Raw genomic sequence first — 25,913 nt, forward strand, 5'->3', positions numbered from 1 at the left:
TAACTAGGAATAAACTTTTTCTTGTTATTCTTTGAGCAAAGAGGATGATTTTTTATCACGAAATGAATTCTGTAGACGATGTTTAAGCTCATCACGTGTATAGTAGATGTTTGCCTTAGGGATTGCAAATAACTATTCGATTTTTACGATTTTTATTAATTTCAAATCAATGACATGTCTTAGTTAAGAGGGATTATGATCGCAAGAGTTCAGACAAAAATAAATGATGCGTACGCCGCTCTAATTCTGGAAAATAAACCGGTGTATTTAACAACGCGGTTAGAATTAAAAAATGAACGAATCAAAATTCGCTTTCATTTTTTGCATAATCTTTTGCGTTTCTTTGGAATGCGACTGGCGTCGACAAAAGAATCTGAAGTCGCAAAAATTCTACAAAAAGTTGCGATAGAAAAGAAATATAAGTTGGATGATGAATATAAAAATAAATTAGTTGCACTTGTTGAAAAATTGAAAGAAAAAACCCTGCAAAGTAAGAATGCAAAAATTTGTTGTGAGTTCGATACGATAAAACAACGCATTGGTGGAAAGGTTATAGAAATAAATAATAAAGCTAATGCGATCATTCCTGAAGGGGATTCCATAGGAAGTGATAAGCAAGGGGTGTCGAGTGATATTGTGAGAGATCTGGATTCACTCAGGATAAACAATGCAGATAGAGAAGAAAAGTTAAAGAAAGAAGAGCCTGAGGAAGAAGATACCCAGGATGTAGAGCCCAAAAATGTAGAGCAAAAATTATCTGATGATAATGTGACAGAGCAAGATTCTTCCAAAAATAGTCATGGCGACCCTCAAGTTGAACTGAAGCAAAAAGAGGTTTCTTATGAATCTGTTCCTGAGGGGCATGAAGGAAAGCGAAGTCCTATTGACTTTGCTACAGTAGCACCGCTACCACCGGTTCCTCCTGCTCCTCCAACGCCTCCGCCAGCGCCGTTGCCAAATGTTAATTCTAATAATAGAATGCAAAAGGGGACTGGGAATAGAGCGTCGGTTGCGCAGAAAGTGAGGGCGCAAGTTCCGCACCTTACAATCGATTTGGCAGCTATTAATGAGGCAAGAGCTCGTTTGAACAGTTCTGGATCAGTACGAGTTAAAAAGGCGCTTCCCCAAGCAAGCTCTATTGAAAACAAGCCTGCTGCATCGACTCCAAAAAATATGAAACAAGGAACGGCGAGAATTAATACACGACTAAAAGGGGCATTATTAAATCTTGTCACATTGGAAGAATTTTTTGATGGGAAAAGTTCTGAAGAAATCAACCGCGAACTTTCAGCGACAGATGAAAATGGAAATACGATATTGCATCTGGCGATTAAAGCTAAACCGAGGTTTATTAAAGATTTGATCGAATATGGGGCGGATCCTTCCAAAACCAACAATTTTGGAAAGATAGCGCTTCAATTATATAATGATGAATTAGGATCTTATGGAGATGAAGAAATTCGCACATTATTAACTCCCCAAACTGTTTAATTGATCAGATTTAACCCGGTTAGAAGAATGGCCGGGTTTCTATTTCTCCCTTTATTATTAAAAAGTTAGGGTGTTATTCACTGCATTTCTAAATTTAAGTTTGCGTTTTGGGCTTGTCTGCTTTTTATCTTTAACTTCTCTTTGCAAAAATCTTTCTTTCCTCTATACTTACTCCATGTCTTCATAAGGAAATCTAAAATTTCCAGAGGACTATTTCGTTAAATGTTATCTTTAAATTTAACAAAATCAAACCGTATCACATGAAGAAAATCGTGTGGAAAGTATAAGGAGAAGGCAAACATGCCGACAATTAACCAGTTGGTTCGAAAAGAACGACGACCAAAGACAAAACGTAGTAAGTCTCCTGCTCTGCAAGCATGTCCACAAAGACGTGGTGTATGTCTGCAAGTTAAGACAAAGACTCCAAAAAAACCTAACTCCGCTTTGCGTAAAGTAGCTTGGGTTCGGTTGTCTACAGGTCAAGAAGTTATCGCTTACATCGGTGGTGAAGGTCACAACCTCCAAGAGCACAGCATTGTTCTCGTGCGTGGCGGACGTGTAAAAGACTTACCTGGTGTGCGCTACCATATCGTACGTGGAGCATTAGACTGCGCGGCGGTTAAAGACCGTAAGCAAGGAAGATCTAAGTATGGGGCAAAACGTCCTAAGTAACACTGGGATTCTCCTGAATGAGTATCCTAGTTCGTGATTTGTGTTTTAAATGTTAAAACGTAAATCACGCACAGGCTGACAGATTTGTCAAGCCAGGTGAATTCGTTGAGGTTTTCCTATTCAGGCTTTATAATACCTGTTTTAAGAACACAATTTTATTGAGGAAATTATGTCAAGAAGACATCGCGCAGAAAAGCGAGAAATTGAACCAGATCCCCTTTACGGGAGTGTGCTACTCGCAAAATTTATTAACAAAGTGATGGAGCAAGGAAAAAAATCTTGCGCACGCAGAATTGTCTACGGTGCGTTGGATGAATTTTCTAAAAGAGTGAAGTTTGAAAGCCCATTAGAAGCTTTCGAAGAAGCTTTAGAAAACGCAAAACCTTCTCTCGAAGTTAAATCCCGCCGTATCGGTGGTGCAACGTATCAAGTTCCAATCGAAATTTTGCCTCACCGTCGTACTTCGATGGCAATGGGTTGGATTATTGATAATGCAAGAAAAAAACCAGGTCGTTCAATGAAAGATGCGCTTGTTGCAGAGTTAACAGACTGCTTTAACAAACAAGGAAGCACGATCAAGAAAAAAGACGACACTCACCGTATGGCAGAAGCTAACAAAGCCTTTGCTCATTACAAATGGTAAAAGGAGAATGACGCATGGCAAGAGGTGAAAAAAACCAATTAAAGAACATTCGTAATATCGGGATTATGGCTCACATTGATGCCGGTAAAACGACAACAACAGAGCGTATTCTCTACTATTCAGGCCGCGTACACCGTATGGGTGAAGTGCACGAAGGTGCAGCGACAATGGACTGGATGGAACAAGAGCAAGAGCGTGGAATTACCATTACTTCTGCGGCCACGACTGTATTTTGGAAAGATGCAAAAATCAACATCATCGATACCCCTGGACACGTTGACTTCACAATCGAAGTAGAACGTTCTCTCCGTGTTCTCGATGGCGCTGTTGCTGTATTCTGCTCCGTATCTGGCGTTGAACCTCAATCTGAAACTGTATGGCGTCAAGCTGACCGCTATGGAGTTCCACGTATCGCATTTGTAAACAAAATGGACCGCGTTGGAGCTGACTTTGCAGATGCTGTTCGCACAATGCGTGAAAAGTTACATGCAAACGCAATCCCTGTGCACTGCCCAATCGGTGCAGAAGCTGATTTTAAAGGGATGGTTGATCTTGTTAGCATGAGAGCTCTTTTTTTCCATGATGAAACCCTCGGTGCTCAGTGGGAAGAAACAGACATTCCAGAAGATCTTTTGGAAAAATGCAAACAGATGCGTACAGAACTGTTAGATGAATTGGCGACAATTGACGACAGCGATGATGAATTCATGACAAAAGTTTTGGAAGATCCAGATGCTTTGACTGTTGATGAAATCAATGCTGTAATCCGAAAAGGGGTATGTGCAAATAAATTCAACCCAGTTCTTTGCGGATCAGCTTTTAAAAACAAAGGGATTCAGCAGTTACTAGATGCGGTTGTTAGTTGGATGCCTTCTCCATTAGATCGTGGTGCAATTAAAGCACATGATTTGAATACGGATGAAGAGATCATGTTGCAACCATCAGATGACGCCCCGTTTTCTGCGCTTGCATTTAAGATCATGACAGACCCCTATGTTGGTCGTTTAACATTTATCCGTATTTATAGCGGAATGTTGACTAAAGGGATGAACCTGATCAACAGTACAAAAGATAGTAAAGAACGTATTTCTCGTTTGCTTGAAATGCACGCTAATAAGCGGGAAGAAAGAGACGAGTTTTACACAGGGGATATCGGAGCTTGCATTGGCCTTAAGAAAGCAAGTACAGGCGATACTCTTTGTGAAGCAGAACGTCCTTTCGTCTTGGAAAAAATGGAATTCCCAGAGCCTGTGATTTCAATGGCGATTGAGCCAAAGTCAAAAGCAGATCGGGAAAAACTTTCTGGTGCGCTTTCCGCTCTATCAGAAGAAGATCCTACTTTCCGTGTAACAACGAACGAAGAAACGGGTCAAACAATCATCGCAGGGATGGGTGAGCTTCACTTAGAGATCTTGCATGACCGTATGAAGCGTGAATTTGGCGTGGAAGCAAACGTTGGTAAACCACAGGTATCGTACAAAGAAACGATCACAATCCCAGGGGCTTCTCAAACGAAGTTTGTGAAACAGTCCGGTGGTCGTGGACAGTACGCGCACGTTGAGCTTGAAGTCCAGCCTAATGAAAAAGGTAAAGGAAACGAAGTCGTCAGCAAAATCGTGGGCGGTGTGATTCCTCGTGAATACATCCCAGCTGTTATTGCAGGTGTAAACGAAGGTCTTGCGACGGGCGTGTTAGCTGGTTACAACCTAGTTGACGTAAAAGTTGCGATTGTTTTCGGATCTTATCACGATGTCGACTCTAGTGAGATGGCGTTTAAAATCTGCGGTTCCATGGCGATTAAAGATGCTGCACGTAAGTGTAAGCCAATTATCCTTGAACCGATCATGAAAGTAGACGTTACAACTCCTGAAGCTTCTTTAGGAGATGTGATTGGAGACTTGAACCGTCGTCGCGGGAAGATTTTAGGACAAGAGAACCACAAAGGATCTGTCATCGTAAGCGCTGAAGTGCCTTTGAGTGAAATGTTCGGATACTCAACGCAATTGCGTTCGTTATCCTCCGGACGTGCAACGTATACGATGGAACCAAGTCACTTTGAGAAAGTTCCAGCTAAAATCCAAGAAGAAATTACTAAGAAGTAAGGCTTATCCTATATGGCAAAACAAGAAAAACATACTAAGCAATCTAAGCAAAAAATCCGTATTCGGCTTAAAGGTTACGACCAACGTTTGTTGGATCGTTCAACAGCTGACATTGTGGAAACTGCTAAACGTACTGGAGCTGGAGTGGCTGGTCCAATCCCTCTTCCAACACGTTGCGAGAAGTTCACAGTGCTACGTTCTCCAAACATTGACCGTAAATCACGGGAACAGTTTGAGATTCGTACGCACAAAAGATTGATTGACATTCTACACCCAACAGGTAAAACAATCGATGCTCTTAAGACATTGACATTGCCTGCTGGTATTGATATTAAAATCAAAGCTTAAGTCCTTTTTAAGGCTGTCTCTCAGAAGACAGCCTTTTTCTTATCTATTTCAGATATTCAATCCACCCATCATTTAAAATTTGTTTAACAATAACTGGATAATCTTCATAAGCTTGTTGTACAGATTGTTGAAAGACTTCCCTGGCCTCTTCTACCCGTTGATCTAAGATCAAGGCTCGCACTTGATAAGCAGCTATGCGCCAATGTGCAAAAGGTGTTTGTTGTAAGGTTTTAAAGTGTTGAGCAGCTTCATTATAAAAATGGTTGCCTAAGTCTTGTAAAGCTTTCCATAAAAGATAAGTAATCTCTCCACCATTTTTGCCAGAAGAGGCGTAGAATCTTTGATAAAGCTTTCCAATTTTTTCCCCTTCGGCAGAATAGGGTTTACTAGCAGCTATGCCAAACAATTCTTTATCGACGATATCTTGTAAATAAGACTCTGCTTGATTTTCTGGATCAAACAAAAGAGACGCTGAGCAAGCTTTGACAAGATCTGACACGACAACGTGAGGATAAAACTTGCGGTTAAAAATGAGAACAATATCACCAATTGTGTAGAATTCATGATGCGGATTCATTTCTTTAATCTGTGCGTACATCTCCCTGACAGGCAATAGGGCTCTTTGATCTGGAAAATACATCCCTCGAATATCATCAATAAGGATTACATCATCGGCAGAACCGTAGGCCTTAATAATATTTAATTCTGTAGGAATTGGATTGTAGCCAGGAATTCCACCAGTCCCTTCTCCGGAGCAGTGGGCGTCCAGCCAATAGAGGCGTCTTTGAGGGGCCAACTGAATCATATCTTTCAATAAGACGCAGGTATCGCCTAGATACAGGCGCACATTAGGATATTTATCTAATCTTTTCTTGGCGATCCGATAGTTGTTTTCGAAGATTTCGATGCTATGTACTTGAGGAAATGTTTTGGCGGCTAATTCTGTTGTTTCACCGCCAGCCGTACCCGTTTCAACGAAAGAAAAGATCCCAAAAACTCTTTGAAAGTTGCGAAGATCATGAATGTTGAACGTATAGAGCTCTTTAGAAATTAAAGTGATATCGTTTGCATACGCAAGTATGGGTAACAACAGTAAAGCTAGTAATGTTTTTTTCATAATCTATCCTTGGTTGATAGAAAATGTAGATAGCATGCTGTGCGATTTATTTGTATAAAAATATGTTTAAGTTGTTTTTTTCCAAATTTTCCCATCGATAATGGTTCTAAAGTCTTCTGAAGACGAAAATTCTGCATGCAAAGCGTACTCTTCCAGTTCGGGATTGAAAATGTAGACTTCAAATCCTTCTAAGGTATCACTTCGAAACTCCCAAGCAATTTTATTTTGCTCGATGACCCCTATACCAGATACCTTTCCCATCGTTTCGTTTTCTAGCTCTAAAGAAAAAGAGGTGGGGGTGATATCAAAAAAACGAAAGTGGTTACGCATTTGCTCAGTGACGCTCTCCATTTCCACTTGCTGAAAAGTATGGATTTCATCTTGAACGAGCGAAGACACTGTCCATTTTGTGAAAAATCGCAATGTTTCTGAAGATGTATTGAACGTGAGTTTTCCTTCGCCAATCCAAAGACCAGGTTGAAAAATAAAAAGATGTTGAAACATTAAAACATGAACCTCCGACTATAAATGCTCTGTAAAATTCCCAGGGCCGCCATGGTGGATAGAATCGAAGATCCTCCATAGCTAACTAGGATTAAGGGAACTCCTGTGATCGGTAAGAAACCACTCATCATTCCGATATTAATTAAAATGTGAATTGCCAGGTAGACGGTGATACCAGCGGATAAAAGCCGACCAAAAGGGTCTTTTGCGACAGCAGTTGCTTGGAAACTTAAATAAATGAGGGCATAAAAAAGGGCGATTAAGGCCACTAACCCAAAAAAACCAAATTCTTCTCCAAAAGAGGGGAAAACAGAGTCTGTATAGGGAAAAGGCAGCCAGCCTCCACGCGTGTAGTCGCTATTGCGCCAACCCGTTCCTGTTAGCCCTCCCAGAGCAATGGCGGTTGCTGAAGCTCGCTGGTGGTGGGTGCGTGGGTCGAGTCGGTTAAATTGATATTCTTTCATCACAAGTGTGGCATACGATCTAACGGATTCATGCGGCACAATTTCCAAAAATATTAAGGCAACAATGGATAACATCAGGGCGCCACCCCAGGTCATTAAGCGGATGACCCATGGCTGAATATTACCAAAATAAAACATCACTAACGTAATGGGATAAAGAACAAGTGCCGTTCCTAAATCTGGTTGTTTGAGGATAAGAAAAAAAGGAATGCCAACAATTAAAAGGCCTCCAAAGGCTGTATTCCAAGTCGAAGATTGATGGCTCTTTCTTTCCAAAAACCAGCTAAGGGCAATCACAACAATTAATTTAGCGCCTTCAGATGGTTGAAAAGCGGCATGGATAATGGGAATACGATACCAGCGATGAACTTGTTGAATGGAATCTGTAAAAAATAGCCCGAAGAGTGCAACAAGCATGGTTGCGTATAAAATCCAGGCCCACTCACGTAATTTATTGTAGTCAAATCCAGCAAAAAAAAGATAAATACCCCAGCCTAGCAAAAAGCGTTGCAGTTGATTTCCAACGACAGGGGTAAAAAAGGATTCATCGACAATCTCAGAAGTCCCTGCGGAGCTATAGGAGGAAATAATCAAAATGCTGACAAACATTAAACTTAGAATCACGGGAATGATTCTAAAATCCATGCGCGCTAAATAATGGTAGTTCCATATCGCCATTTTTATTCTACGGTCGCTTAATGACTAATTTTAAATTAATTGAGTTTGTTTGTTGCATAATGCTATTCTACATCGCAGAGGATTTTTGAGTTATGAAAATTGTCAGACACCATTTAAATACTGTTTCATCTACAAATACCTGGGCCAAAGAACACCGCAATCAATTTGATCGGGAAGTCGTGACTTTGATCACGGCCGATGCACAAACATCGGGCAGGGGAAGATTGCAGAGAACGTGGTTTTCTCCACCTTCTCGCAATATCTACGCCACTTTTTGTTTTTTTATTCCGAATACATTGCGTGTTTCTAGTTACTGTCTGGCTCAAATTAGTGCCCTTTTTATTGCAGAGCTTATCCAAGAGCAGGGCTTAGTCGTAAACATCAAATGGCCGAATGACTTGTTGATTCGAGATCAAAAAGTAGCAGGTATTTTGATGGAAACTTGTGTGGAGGACTCCTACTCTTTAGTTATTTTGGGTATTGGGATCAATGTAAACATGACAGAAGAGGACCTCTTGTTGATTGAACGAGCTGCGACCTCGCTCATGGTTGAAGCTAAAAGACCATTCGAACGAGAAATACTGTTGCATTCCTTAGAGGGTAAATTTTTGAGAGATTATACCTTATTTTTGAAAGAAGGATTTTCTCCTTTTTTTGAAAGGTATGCGAAGGAAGTTCAGGGGCTAATTGGAAGAGAGGTGACCTTAGCCCAAGGCAATGACCAATGGAGAGGTGTTATCGATTCGATAACGGAAGCCGGGTTTTTACTCGTACGCCTTTCAGACGGCTCTCTAAGAGTTGTCAGTTCGGCTGAAATTTTCTAAATTATCACTCAGAAATGCTTGCTTGTGCGGCCGCTAAACGCGCAACTGGAACTCTAAAAGGAGAGCAAGAAACGTAGTTCAGCCCCATTTTTTGGCATAAAGCGATTGATTGCGGATCTCCGCCATGCTCTCCACAAATGCCACACTTAAGATCGGGCTTAACGTGTCTTCCTTTGTGAATAGCCTCTTGCATGAGCACTCCCACTCCTTCTTCATCGAGATTTTGAAAAGGGTCATGTTTAAGAATTTGAAACACTTCCGTTGGTTCAAGTGGATTTACTACCCCTTTGACATATAGAGGGACAAATTTAGCGCTATCATCCCGACTAATCCCAAATGTTGTTTGAGTTAGATCGTTTGTCCCAAAGCTAAAGAAGTCGGCGTGTTCAGCAATTTTATCGGCAATTAGGCAGGCTCTGGGCAATTCGATCATGGTCCCAACCAGATAAGGAATCGATTTTCCAGTTTCCAAAAAAACGCGGTGAGCTATTTTATCAATTAAGGCCTTTTGATGAATCAGTTCATTTTCAATTCCAACAAGAGGGACCATAATTTCTGGGTATACCACCATGCCATCTGTAGCGACCTCTATAGCGGCTTCAAGGATCGCGCGTGTTTGCATTTCTGTGAGCTCTGGATAGGAAATGCCTAAACGACAGCCTCGATGTCCTAACATTGGATTGAGTTCTTTCAGGGAATTGCGAATTTCCACCAGACGGTTGCGTGAAATTTTCATGATGTGAGCGAGTGTATCGAGCTCATCTTCATTGTGTGGCATGAATTCATGTAGGGGAGGATCTAGCAGCCGAATGGTAACCGGAAGTCCATGCATAGCCCGAAAAATTCCGATGAAATCCTTTTTCTGATGAGGAAGTAATCGATCGATAGCCAATCTGCGCTCATCGGGATGGATGCTAAAAAACATGCAACGCACATCATTTAAGCGATTGAGGTCCATGAACATATGTTCAGTGCGGCAAAGACCGATTCCATCAGCTCCAAAGAGACGTCCATACTCACTATCTTGGGGGGTATCGGCATTCATTCGCACTTTGATTTTGCTATAGCGATCGGCGATTTCCATCAATTTGTCATATTGTTGATAGAGAAGGCTATCTTCAGGTTTTTTGGTTTTGGCTAGAAGAACCTGTGCGATTTCTGAAGCGCTTGTGGGAAGATGGCAGAAGAAAACTTCACCGGTTAAGCCGTCGATAGCGATAGGGTCTCCTTCTTTGATAGTTTGCTTGCCATCAGAAAGTGTTTTGGCAGCATCATTATACAATAAAGAAGAGCATCCCACGACACAAGGTTTTCCCATCCCTCTTGCTACTACAGCTGCATGGCTGGTGCTGCCTCCACGAATCGTTAAAATTCCCTCTGCTGCGACCATACCGGGAAAGTCATCAGGACTTGCTTCTTCTCGAGCAAGAATGCAGGGAATTCCTTTTCTTCTCATTTCTACAGCTTTTTCCGACGTGAAAACCAGACTTCCAGAAGCCGCTCCAGGACCTGCATTGAGCCCTTTAGTTGCTAGAAATTGTTCGGCACTTTTTTTGACTTCGGAATCAAAGATGGGAGTTAGAATTTGAGTGAGTTGTTCAGGTTGAACACGTTTTAAAGCTGTTTTTTCGTCGATCAAACCTTCATCCAGCATCTCTGCAGCGATACGGATCGCTGCAAAACCCGTACGTTTTCCTGCACGTGTTTGAAGCATGTAAAGATGACCATCTTCAATGGTGAACTCGATGTCTTGCATATCGTGAAAATGCTGTTCGAGCTTTTTGACGATCGAGAGAAGTTGCTGATAGACAGAGGGCATCAGTTTTTCTAAGCTTTCAAGAGAAGAATGAAAAACATGCCTTTGGTATTCGTTAATCGGGTGGGGGGTCCGGATTCCAGCGACCACATCTTCCCCTTGTGCAGATACCAGAAATTCTCCGTAAAACATATTTTCGCCAGTCGCAGGATCTCTTGTAAATCCAACTCCGGTGGCAGAGCGCTCATTTTTATTCCCGAAAACCATTCGTTGCACATTCACGGCTGTTCCCCAATCATCCGGGTAGCCATGTAGGTGCCTGTACAACACTGCTCTTTCGCTGTCCCAGCTGTTGAAAACGGCTCCTATGGCGCGCATTAATTGTTCTTTTGGATTTTGAGGAAAAGGTTTGCCGCAATGGTCTTCGTAAATTTGCTTGAAAATGATGCAAGTCCTTTTAAGTCCGTCTGCTTCGAGTTCTTGGCTTGAGGAGACTTTTTCTATCCGCTTGATCTCTTCAAATGTTTGATCAAACTGTTTTCGGCTGACTCCGTCAACCACTTCCCCGTACATTTGAATAAAGCGGCGATAATTGTCATAAGCAAATTTAGCGTTACCCATTTTCTCTGCAAAACCTGCCACCGAAGCATCATTTAAACCCAGGTTGAGAATTGTATCCATCATGCCTGGCATAGAAACTCGGGCACCCGAACGCACTGACACGAGTAAGGGATTTTTCTCGCTGCCGAATTGAGATCCTGTGTTTTTTTCTAAAACCTGCAGGGCGTGGAAAATTTGTTCAACAATTTCATTGGATAAGCTTTTTTGGTTACGACGATAGACATTGCACGCTTCGGTTGTGATAATAAATCCAGAGGGAACTGGAAGAGCAAGTGCGCACATTTCTGCTAGCCCATGCCCTTTTCCCCCCAGAAGATTTTTATCTAGGGGAGGAGAAGGGATGTGCTCCCCAAATGGAAAAACATAAGCCATTTGGGCATTGCGGTCGGTTCTCCAAGTTGGTGAAGTCATTCCGACACCTATTTTGTAGCGGGTACAGGAGCATCTTTCATGTATTCAACCACCAATTGTAAGGGAACGACTCTTTCTGGCTGAAAGAGAGGGCCTTCAATAATGACCATCTGTCGCGCTTTTTCTTTTTGACGCATTTCTTCTACAACCGGAGGCGGAAAAGCTCGGGTTTGAATGTTGTACTGTTCCGTGTATTCGTCTTGTACAGGAGTGATCCGATTGACAAGATTAAAAACAGTTCCATCTTGATCGGAAACTAATGTAATATTATTTCCACTTGTACGAATATGCCCTCGTACAGTTAAGCGGATGATTTTTAAACGTGGACCTACCATGCGCATAGTTCCGTTGATAGGTGCAAAAGAGAAAGGCACATTCGGCTGCCATTTAAGCTGTAGTTGGCCTGCCGAAGCATTCATGAGGACCTGAGAAACTCCGCGCACTTTTTGAAATTCTTTTTGAAGAAGTTCTGCACATGCCGGAGGACAAAGCGCACTTTGCCAGGTGATTGCAACATTTTGAATTTCCCCATGCAGCCAGATTGTTGATAAAGTAAAACAAGCAAATAAGGAATGGAATAAACGTGAAAGCTTCATGGTTTCCTCATTCTTTATTTAGAAGGATTCATTATACAAGTTGATACCGCCACTTTTTGCGATTCATAAACCATGCAAAATATAAATTCCAACAAAAATAAAATATGTAAAGATAGTTAAATGATTCAATAAAAGAAAAATGAAAGGGTTGTGGATTTTGCATGCGCATATTTAAGCGGGCTAAATTAAAGGCAAACTCTCCCTTCATGATTTGTTTTTTGCGCAATGAGGGGTTTTGCGATATGAGTTCTTTTGCCCATTCCTGAATTAAATAAAGTTCCCAACCTCTTTTCAATTGTTTATGCTGCTCTAAAATACTTGAGCTCAGAGGTTCTTTTACATATTCGTGCATAAGCCGTTCTTCAGAAGGAAAGAGTTGATTTTCTAATTGCAGGGATTTGGTTCCTGTATGTCGGGCATCAAAAATAAAAGCGATGCAAAGGATGGGTAAAACCCATGTCGCTTGTGCCGCGCCTTCTCTTTTACGAAGAAGGAGAATGGATAACACAACTGAAAATAAAATCCATCCTTTCGTAAAGGCTGGCGTTTTAAGAAAAAGCAAGAGAATGGAGTCTTTGCATTTTTCTAAAAAGGATTGATTTCCCATACTTTGGACTTGTCGATAAGAAGAGATAATATGCTGTCTTTCGTGTTCTGGGAGTTTTTCAAAGTGTTGTCGATTAAAAAGTTGATGCTCTTCAGATGACGGATGAGCGAGTGTACCCATGACATTTTCAAATAGAAGCGTGTGAGATTTTTGTGTAAAAAGAGCTCCCATAAAAGGATGGCCTGCATACAGACAAATGGCCGTAAATGCCAGGCAAAGCTGAAGAATGGCTAAAATGCGTAGGGGCGTGGGAAGAAATGTATCGGGAGGGAAGTCTTTTTTAGCTTTTTTTGTGAACATTGTAAAAATCTTCAAGTTTGTTGAAATGATCTCCCAACCTAAAAAAGTTAGTCATTATTTTCAATAAGAAGTATTTGATAGGGGGAAATTTGTGTCGTTTGGTATTTATTATGTTCGTTTTAGATACCAATTATAACCCAAAATTGGCTAAAATAGGGGGCAATTCCAACCAAAAAATGGCTAAAATTGGGTGCAAAAATAACCAAAAAGAGATTTTTTATGAAAAGGACGCTTGAGGCTGAGTTAATTGCATGGAAAGATAGAGGGGAGCATCTTCCTATTCTTTTGCGAGGAGCACGACAAGTCGGAAAAAGTTATTTAGTTGAAGATTTTGGTAAAACCTATTTTGAGGATATCGCGATTGTTGATTTTGAAAATCGACCAGAGTTAAGAATCGCATTTAATACAAGAGAGCCTAAAGAAATTTTGTCGCGTTTAGAAATCGCTCTGCAAAAAAAAATAAAGGAAAAAACAACTCTTCTTTTTCTTGATGAAATTCAATCATGCCCAGAGGCGCTCATCTCTTTGAGATATTTTAAAGAGCAGATGCCAAATCTTCATGTGATAGCAGCCGGCTCTCTCCTTGAATTTTTGCTACACAATGAAAACTTTAGTTTTCCTGTTGGACGAGTTGAATTTCTTTATTTGCACCCTCTTTCTTTTATAGAATATCTTCAAGAAGCTGCTCCCATTTTAGCGACCCGACTCAAAGAATATAACCTCGATCACATACCGAGTGAATTAGAGCACCAAGAATTTTTAAAATGGGTAAGACGTTATCTTTTTATAGGTGGAATGCCAGCTGCGGTAAAAGCGAGTTTGAGTCAAACAACATTCTATGATTCGCAAAGAGTTCATGAGAGAATTCTTCAGGCTTATGAAAGTGATTTTGGCAAGTATGCTAAGCACGTGCAGCATAAATATTTGCATGCTATTTTTCAAAAGGCTCCATCTGTTGTTGGACAAATATTAAAATATAGCCGTATTCATGAAGATATTCGATCTAGAGAGTTAAAGCCCGCTCTCGAACTTCTTTACAGAGCTGGGCTTATTCAGCGCATATTTGCAACCACAGCTGCAGGCCTGCCTCTTCATGCCCATATTAAAAGTGAACGATTTAAGTTATTGTATTTGGATGTTGGATTGCTCCAGACAGCGACAAAAACCGATGCGACGCAATTTTTTGAGCAAGAGATCATGCAAATTAATTCAGGCATGGTTGCTGAGCAGTTTGTGGGACAAGAACTTCTTGCTTATTCTGCGCCTTATCAAAATGCACCCCTTCTTTTTTGGGAGCGAATGACGGGGGGATTGGCAGAGGTTGATTTTGTTGAGACTATTAAAGCAAATGTGATTCCAATTGAGGTAAAAGCAGGGGCAACAGGTACATTGCGATCGTTGCACGTTTTTCTCAATGAAAAAAATAGTCCATTAGGTGTAAGAATCGGAGAAAATCCTCTCTCCTTCCATCAAAAGGTTCTGTCGATTCCCTTCTACTTAGTAAATTCCATCGATTCCTTAGTTACTCAGGCATTGTCAAGGACATTGTGAGCTTTTTTCGGATTGAAATCACTTTTTCAACTTCGGCAATCTGTTCTCCATGGGTGTCTTTAATGAAAATCTTTTTATTCCAAAGCATTCGACTTTGTGTTTGAAGGGTGCTTAAAATGGAATCGATCTCTTCTTGAGATAGGGTAAATTCAGCTAAAAGATCTGTGCGTCCTGGCCTGAGGTAGCGAATGGTTGCCGATTTATCCCATACCTCATAGTCTGAGCTAAGATTTTTGATAAGCATGATCATATAAAAAGGATCTGCCATCGAGTAAATGGATCCTCCGTATTGAGTTCCTACATAATTGGTATTCCAGGATCTTAGAATTAGCTTTGTCACGATGCGACGATAGTCTTTAGCTACTTCGACGATTTTGATTCCTGCGAACAAAAAGGGGGGCCAAAGATTCCATAATTTGGGTGAAGCCTTTATTTTTCGCATCAGGGCCATAAATGATTACCTCAAAAAAAAACAAATGCATATTCTTGCAACAAATCCCTAAAATTAGGAGACAAAGATGAAGATTCAAGCGATTAAATTATGTTGGGTTGTTGTTTCTAACCTTGAACAAGCCGTTAAATTTTATCAAGAGTGTTTAGGACTGCAATTGATAGAATGGGATAAGCAATTTGGCTGGGCTGAGTTTGAGGGATATGAAGGAGGAGGACGCCTAGGGGTTGCTCAAGTAAGTGAATACACGCAAATTCCTGCGGGATCAAATGCGGTTGTAGCTTTAAATGTAGAAGATATAGAGAATGCTAAAGAGGCCTGCGTGCAGAAAGGGGTGACTTGTGTGGGAGATGTGATCGAGGTCCCCGGGCAAGTTAAATTATTGGCTTGTCGTGATCAAGATGGAAATTGGTTTCAATTGGCTCAAGTGCTTTCTTAAAACATTTTTTATGGTTTAGTTTTCTTTTCGAGCAAAGCGTTCACGTTGAGCCTGAGAGGCAACTCCTCCAAAAATTTGAGCCATTTGTGAGACTCTTCCAGGAGTTGCGGGAGGTTGATTCACATCGTTTGCACCTAGATCATGCAGTGATCCTGTTCTTGGACTACTAGAACCTGGTATTACGGATTGCGATGTAGAGCTTGAAGGCGGAGAAGAAGAAAAACCTGAACCGACTCTGCTGTGATCTTCATGTTCATTAGGATCGTAGTCACGCTCGGATGCTTTCCATTCATCCTCAGTGCAGCACCCTCCCTCTTGGGCTTGCTGATCACGTACAGCAGGGTCTTCAATGACATGTGGCGGGTCTTTTTCAGCCTGGCGTTCTTTAACGCTATCGATTTTTTTCTTTACCTTTTCTCCAAAAGGACCTTCAGGCTTAAAGTTTGCGATCTCTTCTGGTGGGACATGATTCAAGCCTCGTTGGACGCTCTTTAACGTTGCTTTATCCAAGCCTGTGGTAGAGTCATTTGGTGTGTAAATCACCGCGGGAGCTGTAGGAGGGGCTGGAATTAAAAAAACTCTACCGCCAGAATGACAAAGAACAAGGCTTTGCCCAGATTTTGCAGCATTAAAACGTTTCTCTTGCAATCCCCAGCTATAAATTTTAAACAAATTATTGAGGCCGATTTCAAGCTTAGTTCCGTTAAAAACCTTGATGATGGTTTGTATTTGGTTGTAACACTTTTCAAAATTTTCGATGTCTGCTGGAGTGATGTTTGTCAATTTGGAAAACTTTTCCAATTCTAAATCAAATTGGTGCGCACATTCCTTGCGTAAACATTTTTGAATGGTGCTGGTTCGCAAAAATTGAAAATGTTGAAAAAAATGTGCAATACGATGGGCTAATCGAGAGAAAGGATCTAAAATAGAGCCTTTTTTCAAAGGAATAAAGCGGCGAATTTCTTCTAGTTGCTTCAAATGGTATTTCTTCACAAGGTATTCTGGCACGGTGTTTTGTGCAATAGCAGATGTGTTAGGGAATGCTAACTCTGACATAGAATGTCCTTATTTGTGATTCAATAAAGAAGCGACTTGTTTTCTAACTAAAAGAACTTTTTAGAATTATTAAGTAGGATCAATTCTAACGAGAAACCAAATTAATCGGTAGGTTTTTTTAATGACTTTAAAAACAATTTTAAAAAGGAGTTGATCGATAGATTTTTATTGTCAATCGGGGCGTGAAGTCGTACTATCTTGTCAAACGAATATCGTTAATAGGAGTGATGCATGCAAGAATCTGTTTTCGTTTCGGGATTCCGAACCTTTATTATCGCCTTTTGCAAAATTTTTGGGGTCTTACTGGGTGTTCTTTTGGCAATCAGTGCCTTTTCTCTATTTGAATCTAAAGAAAGTGAAATTACAAGCGAATATTCTTTGGAAATAGCACCGAATGCGAAAAACGTGCGTACCGCACTTTCTAGTACGGCTCCTGTCGTGCTCGTTTTGCCCATTGATGGATTGATTGGTGGTGAGTCATTAAACGCAAAAACAGTTCGCCAACAATTGATCGAATCCCGCGAAGGGACATTGAGTAACAATCGCGTTAAAGCCATTTTTTTAGAGATTAATACTCCGGGGGGGACCGTTTTTGATGCCGATGGCATTTATCGTTCTTTGAAGGCTTACAAAAAAGAATTTGATGTCCCGGTATTTGCTTATGTGGACGGATTGTGTGCTTCGGGTGGAATGTATGTCGCTTCTGCTGCTGATAAAGTTTATGCGAGTGATGTGAGCTTGGTCGGGAGTGTCGGAGTGATCACATCTTCTTATTTGAATCTTTCTCAGCTTTTGGATAAAATTGGCGTGCAATCGTTGACTCTTTCTGCAGGCAAAGGCAAGGATGAATTAAATCCTTTACGTCCTTGGAAGCCTGGAGAACAAGACAAAATGCAAGGCCTCATTAATTTTTATTATCAGCATTTTGTGGGTGTGGTGACGGCAAATCGTCCCCAGTTAAACAAAGAAAAGTTGGTTGATGAATATGGCGCTTCGGTTTTTCCAGCGGATGAAGCCTTTGCGAAAGGATATATTGATGGGAGTGGATTTAGCCGGGGAGAGGCTTTAAAAGCACTTCTTAAACAGATTGGAATTGAAGATGATTTCTATCAGGTAATGAAATTCCAAGGGAAAAATTGGTTTTCACAAATTTTTAGTGAAACAAATGCTTTAGCATCGGGTTCGATTCAACTGCGATTACCACAAGAATTGGATGCTAAATTTTCAAATCAACCTCTATATCTTTACCATCCTGACGCAAAATAAATAATTCAGATCTTTTATCCCCCAAAGAGACTCTTTGGGGGTAATCTTTAATGCGTGGTTCTTATAATATGCACAATCTCTATGTTCTCGATGCTTCAGGTTTTTTATATCGTTCTTATTTCGCGATTCGGAATATGACTAATAAGCAGGGAGAATCCACAAATGCTCTCTATGGTTTTATTCGTTCTGTATTGAAATTATTTAAAGACTTCAATCCTGAACATCTTGTTTGTGTGTTTGACGGACCTAATAATGCCAAAAAGCGGTTAGAGTTATATCCAAATTACAAAGCACACCGCTCAGCCATGCCTCCTGATTTACGCTATCAAATTGAATGGGCGCAAGATTTTTGCTCTCTGATGGGAATCCCTTATCTCTCCGTTCCTGAAGTAGAAGCTGACGATACAATGGGAACTGTTGCAAAATGGGCCGAACAGCAAGGCGCGATTACATATCTTTGTACAAGCGATAAAGATATGGCGCAACTTGTCAATCCGCATGTTTTTCTTCTGAATACACACAAAGATAACACGATTTTAGACGCCGCGAGTATTGAAAAAGAGTGGGGTGTTCCTCCTAGTCAAATGGTTGATTTATTAGCCATGACGGGTGATGCTTCTGACAATATTCCGGGCTTGACAGGATTTGGCGAAAAAACGGCCGCCGCTTTGCTTCGGCAATTTGGTTCTCTCGACTATATTTTAGCTCATCCAGAAGAAGTTCCTGGCAAAAAGAAGCAGGAAACTCTTCAAACAGAGGCCGATCTTGCGCGCATAAGCCGAGACTTAGTCACAATCGATTTGAGCGTTGAGATTCCACAAGAGATTGCATTTTATAAAAAAACGGATCCGGTAATAGACCCTTTAAAAACGTTTTATGCTCGCATGAATTTTAATTCTTTGCTGCGTGAACTAGGACAAGAAGAGCCAGTGGAAGCAGCCGTTGAGGCAGAAAAGGAAACGGTTGAATACGTGCTTGTCGATGAACCGGAGGCTTTTGATGCGCTTCTCAAAAATCTTTCTTCCGAAAAACAGATTTGTTTTGATACCGAAACAACCGATATACAGCCGCTAAAAGCAGAACTTGTCGGAATTGGTTTTGGAATTCATCCTAAAAAAGCTTGGTATGTGCCTTTAAATGGAAAACTTGGGAAGCAGCGTGTTCTAGAGGGGGTAAAGCCTCTGTTTGAAAACTCGGCAATTGGTTTCTACGGGCATAATGTGAAATATGATTGGCATGTTTTGCAAAACGAAGGCATTCAGATTCAAAATATCTGTTTTGATACCATTCTCGCCTCTTATATTTTAAATGCGCATAGTCGACAACATTCTTTAGAAGTTCTAGCTTTAGAGTATTTTGGAAAAGTGACGATTCCGATTAGTGAACTGATCGGGAAAGGAAAAAATGTATTGAGCATGCGTGATGTGCCCATTGAGCGGGTTACAGAATATTGCTGTGAAGATGTCGATTTTACTTGTCGCTTAAAAGAAGTGCTTGAAAAGCAATTAAAGGAACGAGATCTTTTGAATTTATATCATCAAATTGAACTGCCTTTACTCGTTGTGCTTGCTAAAATGGAGCGGAGGGGAATTTATGTCGATATTCCTTATTTAGAGCAGCTTTCGAAAGAGCTTACGCAAGAATTAAAAACCTTGCAAGAGTCGATTTATACGATGGCCGGAGAGGAGTTCAATTTGAATTCTCCCAAACAAGTGAGTGAATTGTTATTTATTAAGCTAGGAATCCCGGCTCCAAAAAAAACGGCTACGGGACATTCGACTAGTGCAGAAGTTCTAGAATTTTTGAAAAATGACTATCCATTGGCAGGTAAAATTCTAGAATATCGCCTTTTAGAGAAATTGCGATCCACTTATGTTGATGCTCTTCCTTCACAAGTGATTCCTCGAACGCATCGTATTCATTCCACTTTTAATCAATCTGTTGCGGCTACTGGACGCCTTTCTTCTCAAGATCCCAATCTTCAAAACATTCCAATACGAACAGAAGAAGGCCGAAAAATTCGAGGGGCTTTTCGACCAGAAAAAGAAGGGTGGAGCTTTCTTTCGGCTGACTATTCTCAAATAGAACTACGTCTTTTGGCTCATCTGAGCCAGGATCCAGTTTTAATGGCGGCTTTTCAAAATAATGAAGATATTCACACATATACAGCAGCTTCCATGTTTGAGATCCCTTTGGAGCAAGTGTCAAAAGAACAACGTTATCAAGCAAAAGCGATTAATTTTGGAATTATTTATGGGCAGCAAGCCTTTGGATTGGCGCGCGAGTTAGGGATCGAAGTCAAACAAGCTTCAAAATTTATCACCATGTACTTTCAGCGTTACCCTAAAATAAAAGAGTATCTGGATCAGAGCAAAGAAAATGCACGTGCCACGGGAAAGTCTGTTACGTTGACTGGGAGAGAGCGAATTATTCCTGAAATTTTAAGTAAAAATATGCAGATTCGGGCTGCAGCTGAACGGCTGGCAGTTAACACTCCTTTACAAGGAACGGCTGCAGATTTAATTAAAATGGCGATGCTGAAAATGGACGAAGAAATTGAAAAACAGCATTTAAAAGGGTTCATGATTTTACAAATTCACGATGAATTGATTTTTGAAATTCCAGATGAAGAAATTTCACTTTTTTCTCAATTGGTTCCAGAGGTTATGCAAAGCGTTATGTTATTAAATGTTTCTTTAGTTGTTGACATCAATATTGGCAAAAATTGGAAAGAATGTTAAAATATAGAAAAATAGCTGTAACAGGCGGTCTTTCTTCTGGCAAATCATCGGTTTGTCGTTTCTTTAAGGACCTCGGTGCATATGTGGTCAGCGCCGATTTAATTGTCCATCAACTTCTATCTCCAGAAACAGCCCCAGGTCAAAAAGTAATTCATCTTTTGGGGGAGGAGATCTTAGTTGATCGCCAGATCGATCGTTCTAAAGTCGCCCAAAAGGTTTTTAATAATCCGGAGCTTTTAAAATCATTAGAAAAAATTTTGCACCCAGCTGTGTGGGATGAAATCGAAAGAAGCTATCAAACTGCCTACCGCGAACAGAACACTTCCCTCTTTGTGGCAGAGATCCCTTTACTTTTCGAAGCTGGAGCCGAAAACATATACGACAGCACAATTGCTATTCTGGCCGATCCCAAAGTATCACAGCAACATTTTATGGATGCAACAGGTTTAGATGCCATCGCCTATGAAAAACGGATGGCCCAACAGCTGTCTCCCTACGAGAAAGCACACAGAGCTGATTATGTGATTATCAACAACGGCAATCTGGTTGATGTGCAGGAGATGGTAAAAATACTTTTTGATCAATTAACTCAATAACCCTTCACTTAGGAGTCCGATTCTTTCATGAATCCCGAAAATACTCAAGAAGAGACCTCGCCTGAGATCCTCTCAGCCGATAAAATGACTACAACCGAAAACTCTCAAAACGAAGTCTCTTCCTCAAAAGAACAGGAGCCGGTCGTTGGAGAAATTACGCGTATTGCTGATATCCAGCGAATGAATATCGATCAGCTTAATCAATATGGTAAGAAAATTGGATTAAAGCATTTAGGTTCTTTGACAAAATCTCAAATGGTTTTCGAGATTGTAAAAGCAATTTCTGAAAATCCCAATGAGATTCTTTATGGCGAAGGAGTCTTGGAAGTTCTACCAGATGGTTTCGGATTTCTTCGTTCAACAAACTACAACTATCTTCCATCTGCAGAAGATATCTACGTTTCACCCGCACAAATCCGCCGTTTTGACTTGAAAAAAGGGGATACTGTTTGCGGAACAATTCGTCCTCCAAAAGATAAAGAAAAATACTTTGCGCTTCTAAAAGTTGATAAAATCAACGGAAAGTCCCCAGAAAAAGCACGTGAAAGAATTTTATTTGAAAACTTGACACCGCTTTATCCAAATGAGCGTATGGTGATGGAGACGACTAAAGACAAGCTTTCTACTCGAGTGCTTGATCTCGCTGCACCAATCGGTAAAGGGCAGCGTGGACTTATTGTTGCGCCTCCTCGTTCCGGAAAAACGATGGTGCTGCAAGCCATGGCGAATGCGATTGCTATAAATAATCCTGAAATTGTGCTTATCGTGCTGTTGATTGACGAACGCCCTGAAGAAGTGACGGATATGCAACGGATCGTGAAAGGTGAAGTCATTTCGTCTACCTTTGATGAACCTCCTGAAAGACACGTGCAAGTTGCTGAAATGGCCATTGAAAAAGCCAGAAGACTTGTTGAGCATGGTCGGGATGTTGTGATTCTTTTGGATTCGATTACTCGCTTGGCGAGAGCTTACAACACCATTCAGCCGCACTCCGGAAAGATCTTGACAGGTGGTATCGATGCGAATGCTCTTCATAAACCTAAACGATTCTTTGGAGCTGCTAGAAACATTGAGCAGGGTGGATCTTTAACAATCATCGCAACGGCTCTAATTGAAACAGGTTCTCGTATGGATGAAGTGATCTTTGAAGAATTCAAAGGCACAGGTAACATGGAGCTCGTCCTAGATCGTCGTCTAGCTGATCGTCGTCTTTATCCTGCAATTGATCTAATTAAGAGTGGAACACGTAAAGAAGAGCTTCTTTACCATCCAAACGAATTAGAGAAAATCTATTTATTGCGTCAAGCTGTTGCAGATTTAGCTGCAGTCGATGCGATGAATTTATTGCTCGGACGCCTAAAGAAAACAAATAGCAACGTCGAATTCCTTCTTTCAATGAAAGAGTAATTGAATTCATTTGAGGGCTTCATCAGACAGATGAAGCCTCTTTTCACAAAATTCTTGATTTCGTTTCTCTGATCGACTAACAATAGTTTAAGTAATAGTGAATTTTTAATAATCTGAAGTGTAGGATGAAGATGCGTTCATTTGTAATAGCAGGACTTTTTGGAGCGTTCGTAATCGGAGCTTGGTGGTTTTGGAATTACCATGAAGATATGCGCAATTTAGTGACCCAATATGTCGAAAATGGGGAAATTGTGACATTAGAAGCCCGTTTTACTCCTCAGCAAATTATGGATTTACATCGTGCTGAGCTATTAGGTGACGATCAAAGGGCATTCAAAGATCCCGCTTTAAAATTTCATCCTTACTTATTTATGGAAGTCAAATTCACGCAGCCCGACAAAAAATCGCGGGAAGGTGTGGTCCTGTGGAGTCTCGTAGAAGGCGAAATGGTCATGAATACGCAAACGTGGGAAAAAACACATGGGTTTGAAGATTCGATTAATGCGGGAGCAACGCGCGAAGATTTCAAGGTGATGAATGCTCTCGCACAAAACAGAGGCTCCATGTCTCGTGAAAAGCTGCGACAAGTTTTAAATTTAGAGGAAGAAATCATAGAGCCGTGGATCGATAGTGCACGCCAAAAGCATCTTATCATTCAACGTGGAAATGATCTGCAATTGCATTTTCAAAATCCCAAAATTTTAGTATCTCCTCAGACAAAAATTTTCCATCGTCTCGTGACAAAGCCCTATGATCATACGCAGCGTGTCAGTCGCAAATATAGTCAAAGGCAAGTGGAAAAGATTGCTCAAGCTGCATTTGGACAAGACTTTGCAATTCGTACGGTTAAAGAAGTGTATCTCCCTGTCTATCGTATTGAAGTCGCGAATCCGGATGGCTCAGTTATGACCTCTTATTGGAATGCTTTAACAGGTCAGCAGCTTCAGACATCTTATTTGGCAGATGCTGCCTAAAGGATAGCTTTAATTATCCTTTAGGTTTAGTGATTCATTCAGAAGCAATTTGATTGATTCTGTAATTAAAATAATTGACCGCAGAAATCAGCTGTTGAGATGTCGCGACCATTCCATCACGCTGCACGCGAAGCGCCTTCAAAGCTTTTTCTACATTAAATTTGATCTTGCGAGGGTGGACTTTATCAACCTGGGTCAACTGCTGAATCGATTTTTCAATGGCAAGACAAAGAAAGACGAGTCCAGTCCTTCCAATTCCAGCACTACAGTGGATCAAAGTTGAAGAGTTGGGTAAGGTATTTTCCCATGCGATGATTCTGCAGACAAGATCATGCAACTGTTCATTTGTTCTTCCTTCATGATCTTGCCAATCGGTCACATGCAGATGTCCAATCATTTGTTCCTGAGAGGTATCTTCGCACCGCACCAAAAAGTTTCTAAATTCTAGTCCGGTTCTAATGGGAATTTCTTCTATCAATTCTATATGGATTTTTTGCGAGCGTTGATCTATGAAAGAGAATACTTCTCCCTTGTTAGTAGGCCAATAAGGTTCACATTTCACAATAGAGCCTTCTGAACAAGCTGTTAGCATCACGATAAGAGAAGTTTCAACTTGCAATGCCCCACTCCAAAAGTCTCCTTGAGTAACCGGTAAGGGACCTTGAGCAGCATATCGATTCCTTTCATCAATTCCTCTGATAGGGCTCGCATTCAAATAAAAGCGAAGTTTTGGTGTCAAAGAATTGTATATATAAGGGACAACATTTCCGTAGCGATTGCGTGTATAATTGGCAGTTCCTTCGTGCGTATTCAAAACTTCACTGTAAGAGAGCTTTCTGACAAGCTCTTCTGCGTCTTCTTCTGACAGCGTTGTTATTTGATTTTCTTGAGTGACTTCCATAGCCTGACGAAGAGAAGTCTTTAGAACTAGAAGAAACAGCATTTTATTGAGATTTTTGGTTTCTTCTCGCAAGATCTCAACCCCCTGGAATCTATTTTGCAGAGTCATAAGCTCATAGCTGAAGGATTTAAAAGGAATGAGCGTTGAATTTTTAAAGGGCTGAAAACAAAATGAACATTTTTTGAGATTGATTTTCTTTAATGTTTTGGAATCCAAAATCTGGACCAAAGCAAAAGCATCAATCAAATCGATGTTTTCAAGTCCTAAATTTTCTAATTTCGGTAGACTAGCGATGGATTTTAAAGCCTTAGGAGACAAGATCCCTTCTGAGCGTTCTTTTTCCTTATCAGAAACATCATGGAATGTCAATTCCCTTAAATTTGTCATCAATTTCGGGCGTGTAAAGGGGGCTACGGAGCTCTTTCGATTGACTGTGATCACAATTTTTTCTAACTGCGGCATTTTTTCAAACAAAGATAAATCGACCCAATTAGAGACAAAGGTAAGATGAAATTTCTTAAGATTGGGTAAAGTGGCAGCAGTTATCATCGTTTTCCATTTATCGGAGGTTTTTTTTGTAAATGTCAGGGATTCCAAGTTAGGAAACAATATTGAGATATTTTTGTGCACGCCCGATTTCAATGCAATGCGTAAATTTTTTAAAAGAAAACCATATTTTTCTAATAAATCGACGTGATTCTTTCGAGACAAAGGGTTATTCAAAAAACTTGCTAAACATTGGGTGATTTGTCGATCAATAGCATTGGAAAATAGTCTGTCCACGAGATCGCTTTGAGGAGCTGGACCGTTTTTTTGCATCTCGACGAAGTTTTCTAATAAACTGAGATTAAACGCTGTCTCAGAGCAGTATTTAGCAAGATGATGGAGTCCTTTTTGATAATTCAATAGGATAGCCGCCCGGATATAATCTGTGAGTTGTTCAGGATTAAGGGCGTTCAAGACTGTTGGCGTATCGGATAATGATGCTGTTAATAGCAACTCCAAAATAAAAGGGATGTTATCATTCAATTCATCTAATTTTGAGAGAATGTCAGTTGTTTTAAAATCTCTTTGAAGTACCACAGAATAGAGTTGAAAAACTTTGCCATTACAATGAATCATGTAATCGGCATATTCATTCTCCTGGATTTGACTTAAATTTATCCGATAGTTGAGATCCACGAATCTTTTGATGACTTCAAGAGGCACAGCACGAGAGAATTTAAAAAGAGGGATATGGTTGGGCACGCGTATCAAAAATTTTTGGAAAAAATCTGGTAACCTTTTTAAGGATTCAAAGCTCAGAAATTCATCAAATTTTTTATCAAATACAAGTACATTAGATCTCTTGAAATAATAGCATACGAAGATTAAAGCACGACAAAATTGCTCAAAAT

At 40.5% G+C, this 25,913-nt stretch carries 22 protein-coding genes; 13 read left to right on the forward strand and 9 right to left on the reverse strand.

The window, feature by feature from the left end:
• The first annotated feature begins 195 nt into the window (after positions 1 to 195).
• The 5 genes from AB7E63_RS05310 (at position 196) to rpsJ (ending at position 5,256) form a co-directional block, all read left to right on the forward strand.
• The gene (locus tag AB7E63_RS05310) at positions 196 to 1,491 is read left to right on the forward strand and encodes an ankyrin repeat domain-containing protein (RefSeq protein WP_080502588.1); all 1,296 of its coding nucleotides are present in this window, start codon (positions 196 to 198) and stop codon (positions 1,489 to 1,491) included.
• A 300-nt stretch (positions 1,492 to 1,791) separates the two neighbouring features.
• Positions 1,792 to 2,163, forward strand: coding sequence for a 30S ribosomal protein S12 (gene rpsL / locus AB7E63_RS05315; RefSeq protein ID WP_013924496.1), 372 nt, complete (start codon positions 1,792 to 1,794; stop codon positions 2,161 to 2,163).
• A gap of 169 nt (positions 2,164 to 2,332) precedes the next feature.
• A complete protein-coding gene (gene rpsG, locus AB7E63_RS05320) occupies positions 2,333 to 2,806 on the forward strand; it encodes a 30S ribosomal protein S7 (RefSeq protein WP_006341350.1) in 474 nt (157 codons plus the stop codon).
• A gap of 14 nt (positions 2,807 to 2,820) precedes the next feature.
• Positions 2,821 to 4,908: an elongation factor G gene (gene fusA / locus AB7E63_RS05325; protein ID WP_006341349.1), complete on the forward strand. Its 2,088-nt coding sequence runs from the start codon at positions 2,821 to 2,823 to the stop codon at positions 4,906 to 4,908.
• 12 nt (positions 4,909 to 4,920) lie between these two features.
• Positions 4,921 to 5,256: a 30S ribosomal protein S10 gene (rpsJ, locus tag AB7E63_RS05330; RefSeq protein ID WP_006341348.1), complete on the forward strand. Its 336-nt coding sequence runs from the start codon at positions 4,921 to 4,923 to the stop codon at positions 5,254 to 5,256.
• 43 nt (positions 5,257 to 5,299) lie between these two features.
• Here rpsJ and AB7E63_RS05335 read toward each other — a convergent pair whose 3' ends face one another.
• From AB7E63_RS05335 to AB7E63_RS05345, 3 genes are all read right to left on the reverse strand, one after another.
• Positions 5,300 to 6,373: a hypothetical protein gene (locus AB7E63_RS05335; RefSeq protein WP_039376381.1), complete on the reverse strand. Its 1,074-nt coding sequence runs from the start codon at positions 6,371 to 6,373 to the stop codon at positions 5,300 to 5,302.
• A 66-nt stretch (positions 6,374 to 6,439) separates the two neighbouring features.
• Positions 6,440 to 6,877, reverse strand: a complete 438-nt coding sequence (locus tag AB7E63_RS05340) for a hypothetical protein (RefSeq protein ID WP_006341346.1) — start codon at positions 6,875 to 6,877, stop codon at positions 6,440 to 6,442.
• Positions 6,877 to 8,019 carry an FtsW/RodA/SpoVE family cell cycle protein gene (locus AB7E63_RS05345; RefSeq protein ID WP_006341345.1) on the reverse strand — a complete coding sequence of 381 codons (1,143 nt, stop codon included), beginning with the start codon at positions 8,017 to 8,019 and terminating at the stop codon, positions 6,877 to 6,879. The genes AB7E63_RS05340 and AB7E63_RS05345 overlap by 1 nt, the downstream gene beginning before the upstream one ends.
• A 92-nt stretch (positions 8,020 to 8,111) precedes the next feature.
• On the opposite strand from AB7E63_RS05345, the gene AB7E63_RS05350 reads away from it, so the two are divergent.
• Complete coding sequence (locus tag AB7E63_RS05350; protein ID WP_059359963.1) at positions 8,112 to 8,843, forward strand: biotin--[acetyl-CoA-carboxylase] ligase; 732 nt, start codon at positions 8,112 to 8,114, stop codon at positions 8,841 to 8,843.
• A 4-nt stretch (positions 8,844 to 8,847) separates the two neighbouring features.
• On the opposite strand, the gene ppdK is transcribed toward AB7E63_RS05350, so the two are convergent.
• From ppdK to AB7E63_RS05365, 3 genes are read right to left on the reverse strand one after another with little or no spacing between them, the layout of a single operon-like run.
• Positions 8,848 to 11,631, reverse strand: a complete 2,784-nt coding sequence (gene ppdK, locus AB7E63_RS05355; protein WP_284452511.1) for a pyruvate, phosphate dikinase — start codon at positions 11,629 to 11,631, stop codon at positions 8,848 to 8,850.
• Positions 11,632 to 11,639: 8 nt separating this feature from the next.
• Positions 11,640 to 12,227 carry a hypothetical protein gene (locus tag AB7E63_RS05360; RefSeq protein WP_006341342.1) on the reverse strand — a complete coding sequence of 196 codons (588 nt, stop codon included), beginning with the start codon at positions 12,225 to 12,227 and terminating at the stop codon, positions 11,640 to 11,642.
• A 31-nt stretch (positions 12,228 to 12,258) separates the two neighbouring features.
• Entirely contained in the window at positions 12,259 to 13,134 is an 876-nt protein-coding gene (locus tag AB7E63_RS05365; protein ID WP_006341341.1) for a hypothetical protein, read from the reverse strand.
• 219 nt (positions 13,135 to 13,353) lie between these two features.
• Between AB7E63_RS05365 and AB7E63_RS05370 the strand changes: the two genes are divergently transcribed.
• Entirely contained in the window at positions 13,354 to 14,685 is a 1,332-nt protein-coding gene (locus AB7E63_RS05370) for an ATP-binding protein (protein WP_006341339.1), read from the forward strand.
• Here the strand turns inward: AB7E63_RS05370 and AB7E63_RS05375 are convergent.
• A complete protein-coding gene (locus AB7E63_RS05375) occupies positions 14,657 to 15,136 on the reverse strand; it encodes a DUF4442 domain-containing protein (RefSeq protein WP_006341338.1) in 480 nt (159 codons plus the stop codon). The genes AB7E63_RS05370 and AB7E63_RS05375 overlap by 29 nt on opposite strands.
• A gap of 67 nt (positions 15,137 to 15,203) precedes the next feature.
• On the opposite strand from AB7E63_RS05375, the gene AB7E63_RS05380 reads away from it, so the two are divergent.
• A complete protein-coding gene (locus AB7E63_RS05380; RefSeq protein WP_006341337.1) occupies positions 15,204 to 15,575 on the forward strand; it encodes a VOC family protein in 372 nt (123 codons plus the stop codon).
• Between the two features lie 15 nt (positions 15,576 to 15,590).
• On the opposite strand, the gene AB7E63_RS05385 is transcribed toward AB7E63_RS05380, so the two are convergent.
• Positions 15,591 to 16,631 (reverse strand): hypothetical protein, encoded by a 1,041-nt coding sequence (locus AB7E63_RS05385; protein WP_006341336.1) that lies wholly within the window; start codon positions 16,629 to 16,631, stop codon positions 15,591 to 15,593.
• Positions 16,632 to 16,862: 231 nt separating this feature from the next.
• Between AB7E63_RS05385 and AB7E63_RS05390 the strand changes: the two genes are divergently transcribed.
• The 5 genes from AB7E63_RS05390 to AB7E63_RS05410 all read left to right on the forward strand — a co-directional run bounded on the left by AB7E63_RS05390 (position 16,863) and on the right by AB7E63_RS05410 (position 23,615).
• Entirely contained in the window at positions 16,863 to 17,897 is a 1,035-nt protein-coding gene (locus tag AB7E63_RS05390; protein ID WP_006341335.1) for a S49 family peptidase, read from the forward strand.
• A 50-nt stretch (positions 17,898 to 17,947) separates the two neighbouring features.
• A complete protein-coding gene (gene polA, locus AB7E63_RS05395) occupies positions 17,948 to 20,638 on the forward strand; it encodes a DNA polymerase I (RefSeq protein ID WP_006341334.1) in 2,691 nt (896 codons plus the stop codon).
• Positions 20,632 to 21,234, forward strand: coding sequence for a dephospho-CoA kinase (gene coaE, locus AB7E63_RS05400; protein ID WP_006341333.1), 603 nt, complete (start codon positions 20,632 to 20,634; stop codon positions 21,232 to 21,234). Before polA ends, coaE begins: the two co-directional genes overlap by 7 nt.
• Positions 21,235 to 21,414: 180 nt before the next feature.
• The gene (rho, locus tag AB7E63_RS05405) at positions 21,415 to 22,641 is read left to right on the forward strand and encodes a transcription termination factor Rho (protein ID WP_232503263.1); all 1,227 of its coding nucleotides are present in this window, start codon (positions 21,415 to 21,417) and stop codon (positions 22,639 to 22,641) included.
• A 131-nt stretch (positions 22,642 to 22,772) separates the two neighbouring features.
• Positions 22,773 to 23,615, forward strand: a complete 843-nt coding sequence (locus AB7E63_RS05410; protein WP_036746214.1) for a PepSY domain-containing protein — start codon at positions 22,773 to 22,775, stop codon at positions 23,613 to 23,615.
• A gap of 34 nt (positions 23,616 to 23,649) precedes the next feature.
• Here the strand turns inward: AB7E63_RS05410 and AB7E63_RS05415 are convergent.
• A partial coding sequence (locus AB7E63_RS05415; RefSeq protein WP_428418914.1) for a protein-tyrosine phosphatase family protein occupies positions 23,650 to 25,913 on the reverse strand: 2,264 nt, incomplete at its 5' end.

Origin of the sequence: Parachlamydia sp. (assembly GCF_050255895.1) — a bacterium.
Lineage (GTDB): Bacteria > Chlamydiota > Chlamydiia > Chlamydiales > Parachlamydiaceae > Parachlamydia > Parachlamydia acanthamoebae.

Bases quoted from the DNA above. Each gene is read 5' to 3' on its own strand.
- AB7E63_RS05310 (WP_080502588.1), top strand. From the start codon at position 196: ATGATCGCAAGAGTTCAGACAAAAATAAATGATGCGTACGCCGCTCTA.
- rpsL (WP_013924496.1), top strand. From the start codon at position 1,792: ATGCCGACAATTAACCAGTTGGTTCGAAAAGAACGACGACCAAAGACA.
- rpsG (WP_006341350.1), top strand. From the start codon at position 2,333: ATGTCAAGAAGACATCGCGCAGAAAAGCGAGAAATTGAACCAGATCCC.
- fusA (WP_006341349.1), top strand. From the start codon at position 2,821: ATGGCAAGAGGTGAAAAAAACCAATTAAAGAACATTCGTAATATCGGG.
- rpsJ (WP_006341348.1), top strand. From the start codon at position 4,921: ATGGCAAAACAAGAAAAACATACTAAGCAATCTAAGCAAAAAATCCGT.
- AB7E63_RS05335 (WP_039376381.1), bottom strand. From the start codon at position 6,373: ATGAAAAAAACATTACTAGCTTTACTGTTGTTACCCATACTTGCGTAT.
- AB7E63_RS05340 (WP_006341346.1), bottom strand. From the start codon at position 6,877: ATGTTTCAACATCTTTTTATTTTTCAACCTGGTCTTTGGATTGGCGAA.
- AB7E63_RS05345 (WP_006341345.1), bottom strand. From the start codon at position 8,019: ATGGCGATATGGAACTACCATTATTTAGCGCGCATGGATTTTAGAATC.
- AB7E63_RS05350 (WP_059359963.1), top strand. From the start codon at position 8,112: ATGAAAATTGTCAGACACCATTTAAATACTGTTTCATCTACAAATACC.
- ppdK (WP_284452511.1), bottom strand. From the start codon at position 11,631: ATGACTTCACCAACTTGGAGAACCGACCGCAATGCCCAAATGGCTTAT.
- AB7E63_RS05360 (WP_006341342.1), bottom strand. From the start codon at position 12,227: ATGAAGCTTTCACGTTTATTCCATTCCTTATTTGCTTGTTTTACTTTA.
- AB7E63_RS05365 (WP_006341341.1), bottom strand. From the start codon at position 13,134: ATGTTCACAAAAAAAGCTAAAAAAGACTTCCCTCCCGATACATTTCTT.
- AB7E63_RS05370 (WP_006341339.1), top strand. From the start codon at position 13,354: ATGAAAAGGACGCTTGAGGCTGAGTTAATTGCATGGAAAGATAGAGGG.
- AB7E63_RS05375 (WP_006341338.1), bottom strand. From the start codon at position 15,136: ATGGCCCTGATGCGAAAAATAAAGGCTTCACCCAAATTATGGAATCTT.
- AB7E63_RS05380 (WP_006341337.1), top strand. From the start codon at position 15,204: ATGAAGATTCAAGCGATTAAATTATGTTGGGTTGTTGTTTCTAACCTT.
- AB7E63_RS05385 (WP_006341336.1), bottom strand. From the start codon at position 16,631: ATGTCAGAGTTAGCATTCCCTAACACATCTGCTATTGCACAAAACACC.
- AB7E63_RS05390 (WP_006341335.1), top strand. From the start codon at position 16,863: ATGCAAGAATCTGTTTTCGTTTCGGGATTCCGAACCTTTATTATCGCC.
- polA (WP_006341334.1), top strand. From the start codon at position 17,948: ATGCGTGGTTCTTATAATATGCACAATCTCTATGTTCTCGATGCTTCA.
- coaE (WP_006341333.1), top strand. From the start codon at position 20,632: ATGTTAAAATATAGAAAAATAGCTGTAACAGGCGGTCTTTCTTCTGGC.
- rho (WP_232503263.1), top strand. From the start codon at position 21,415: ATGAATATCGATCAGCTTAATCAATATGGTAAGAAAATTGGATTAAAG.
- AB7E63_RS05410 (WP_036746214.1), top strand. From the start codon at position 22,773: ATGCGTTCATTTGTAATAGCAGGACTTTTTGGAGCGTTCGTAATCGGA.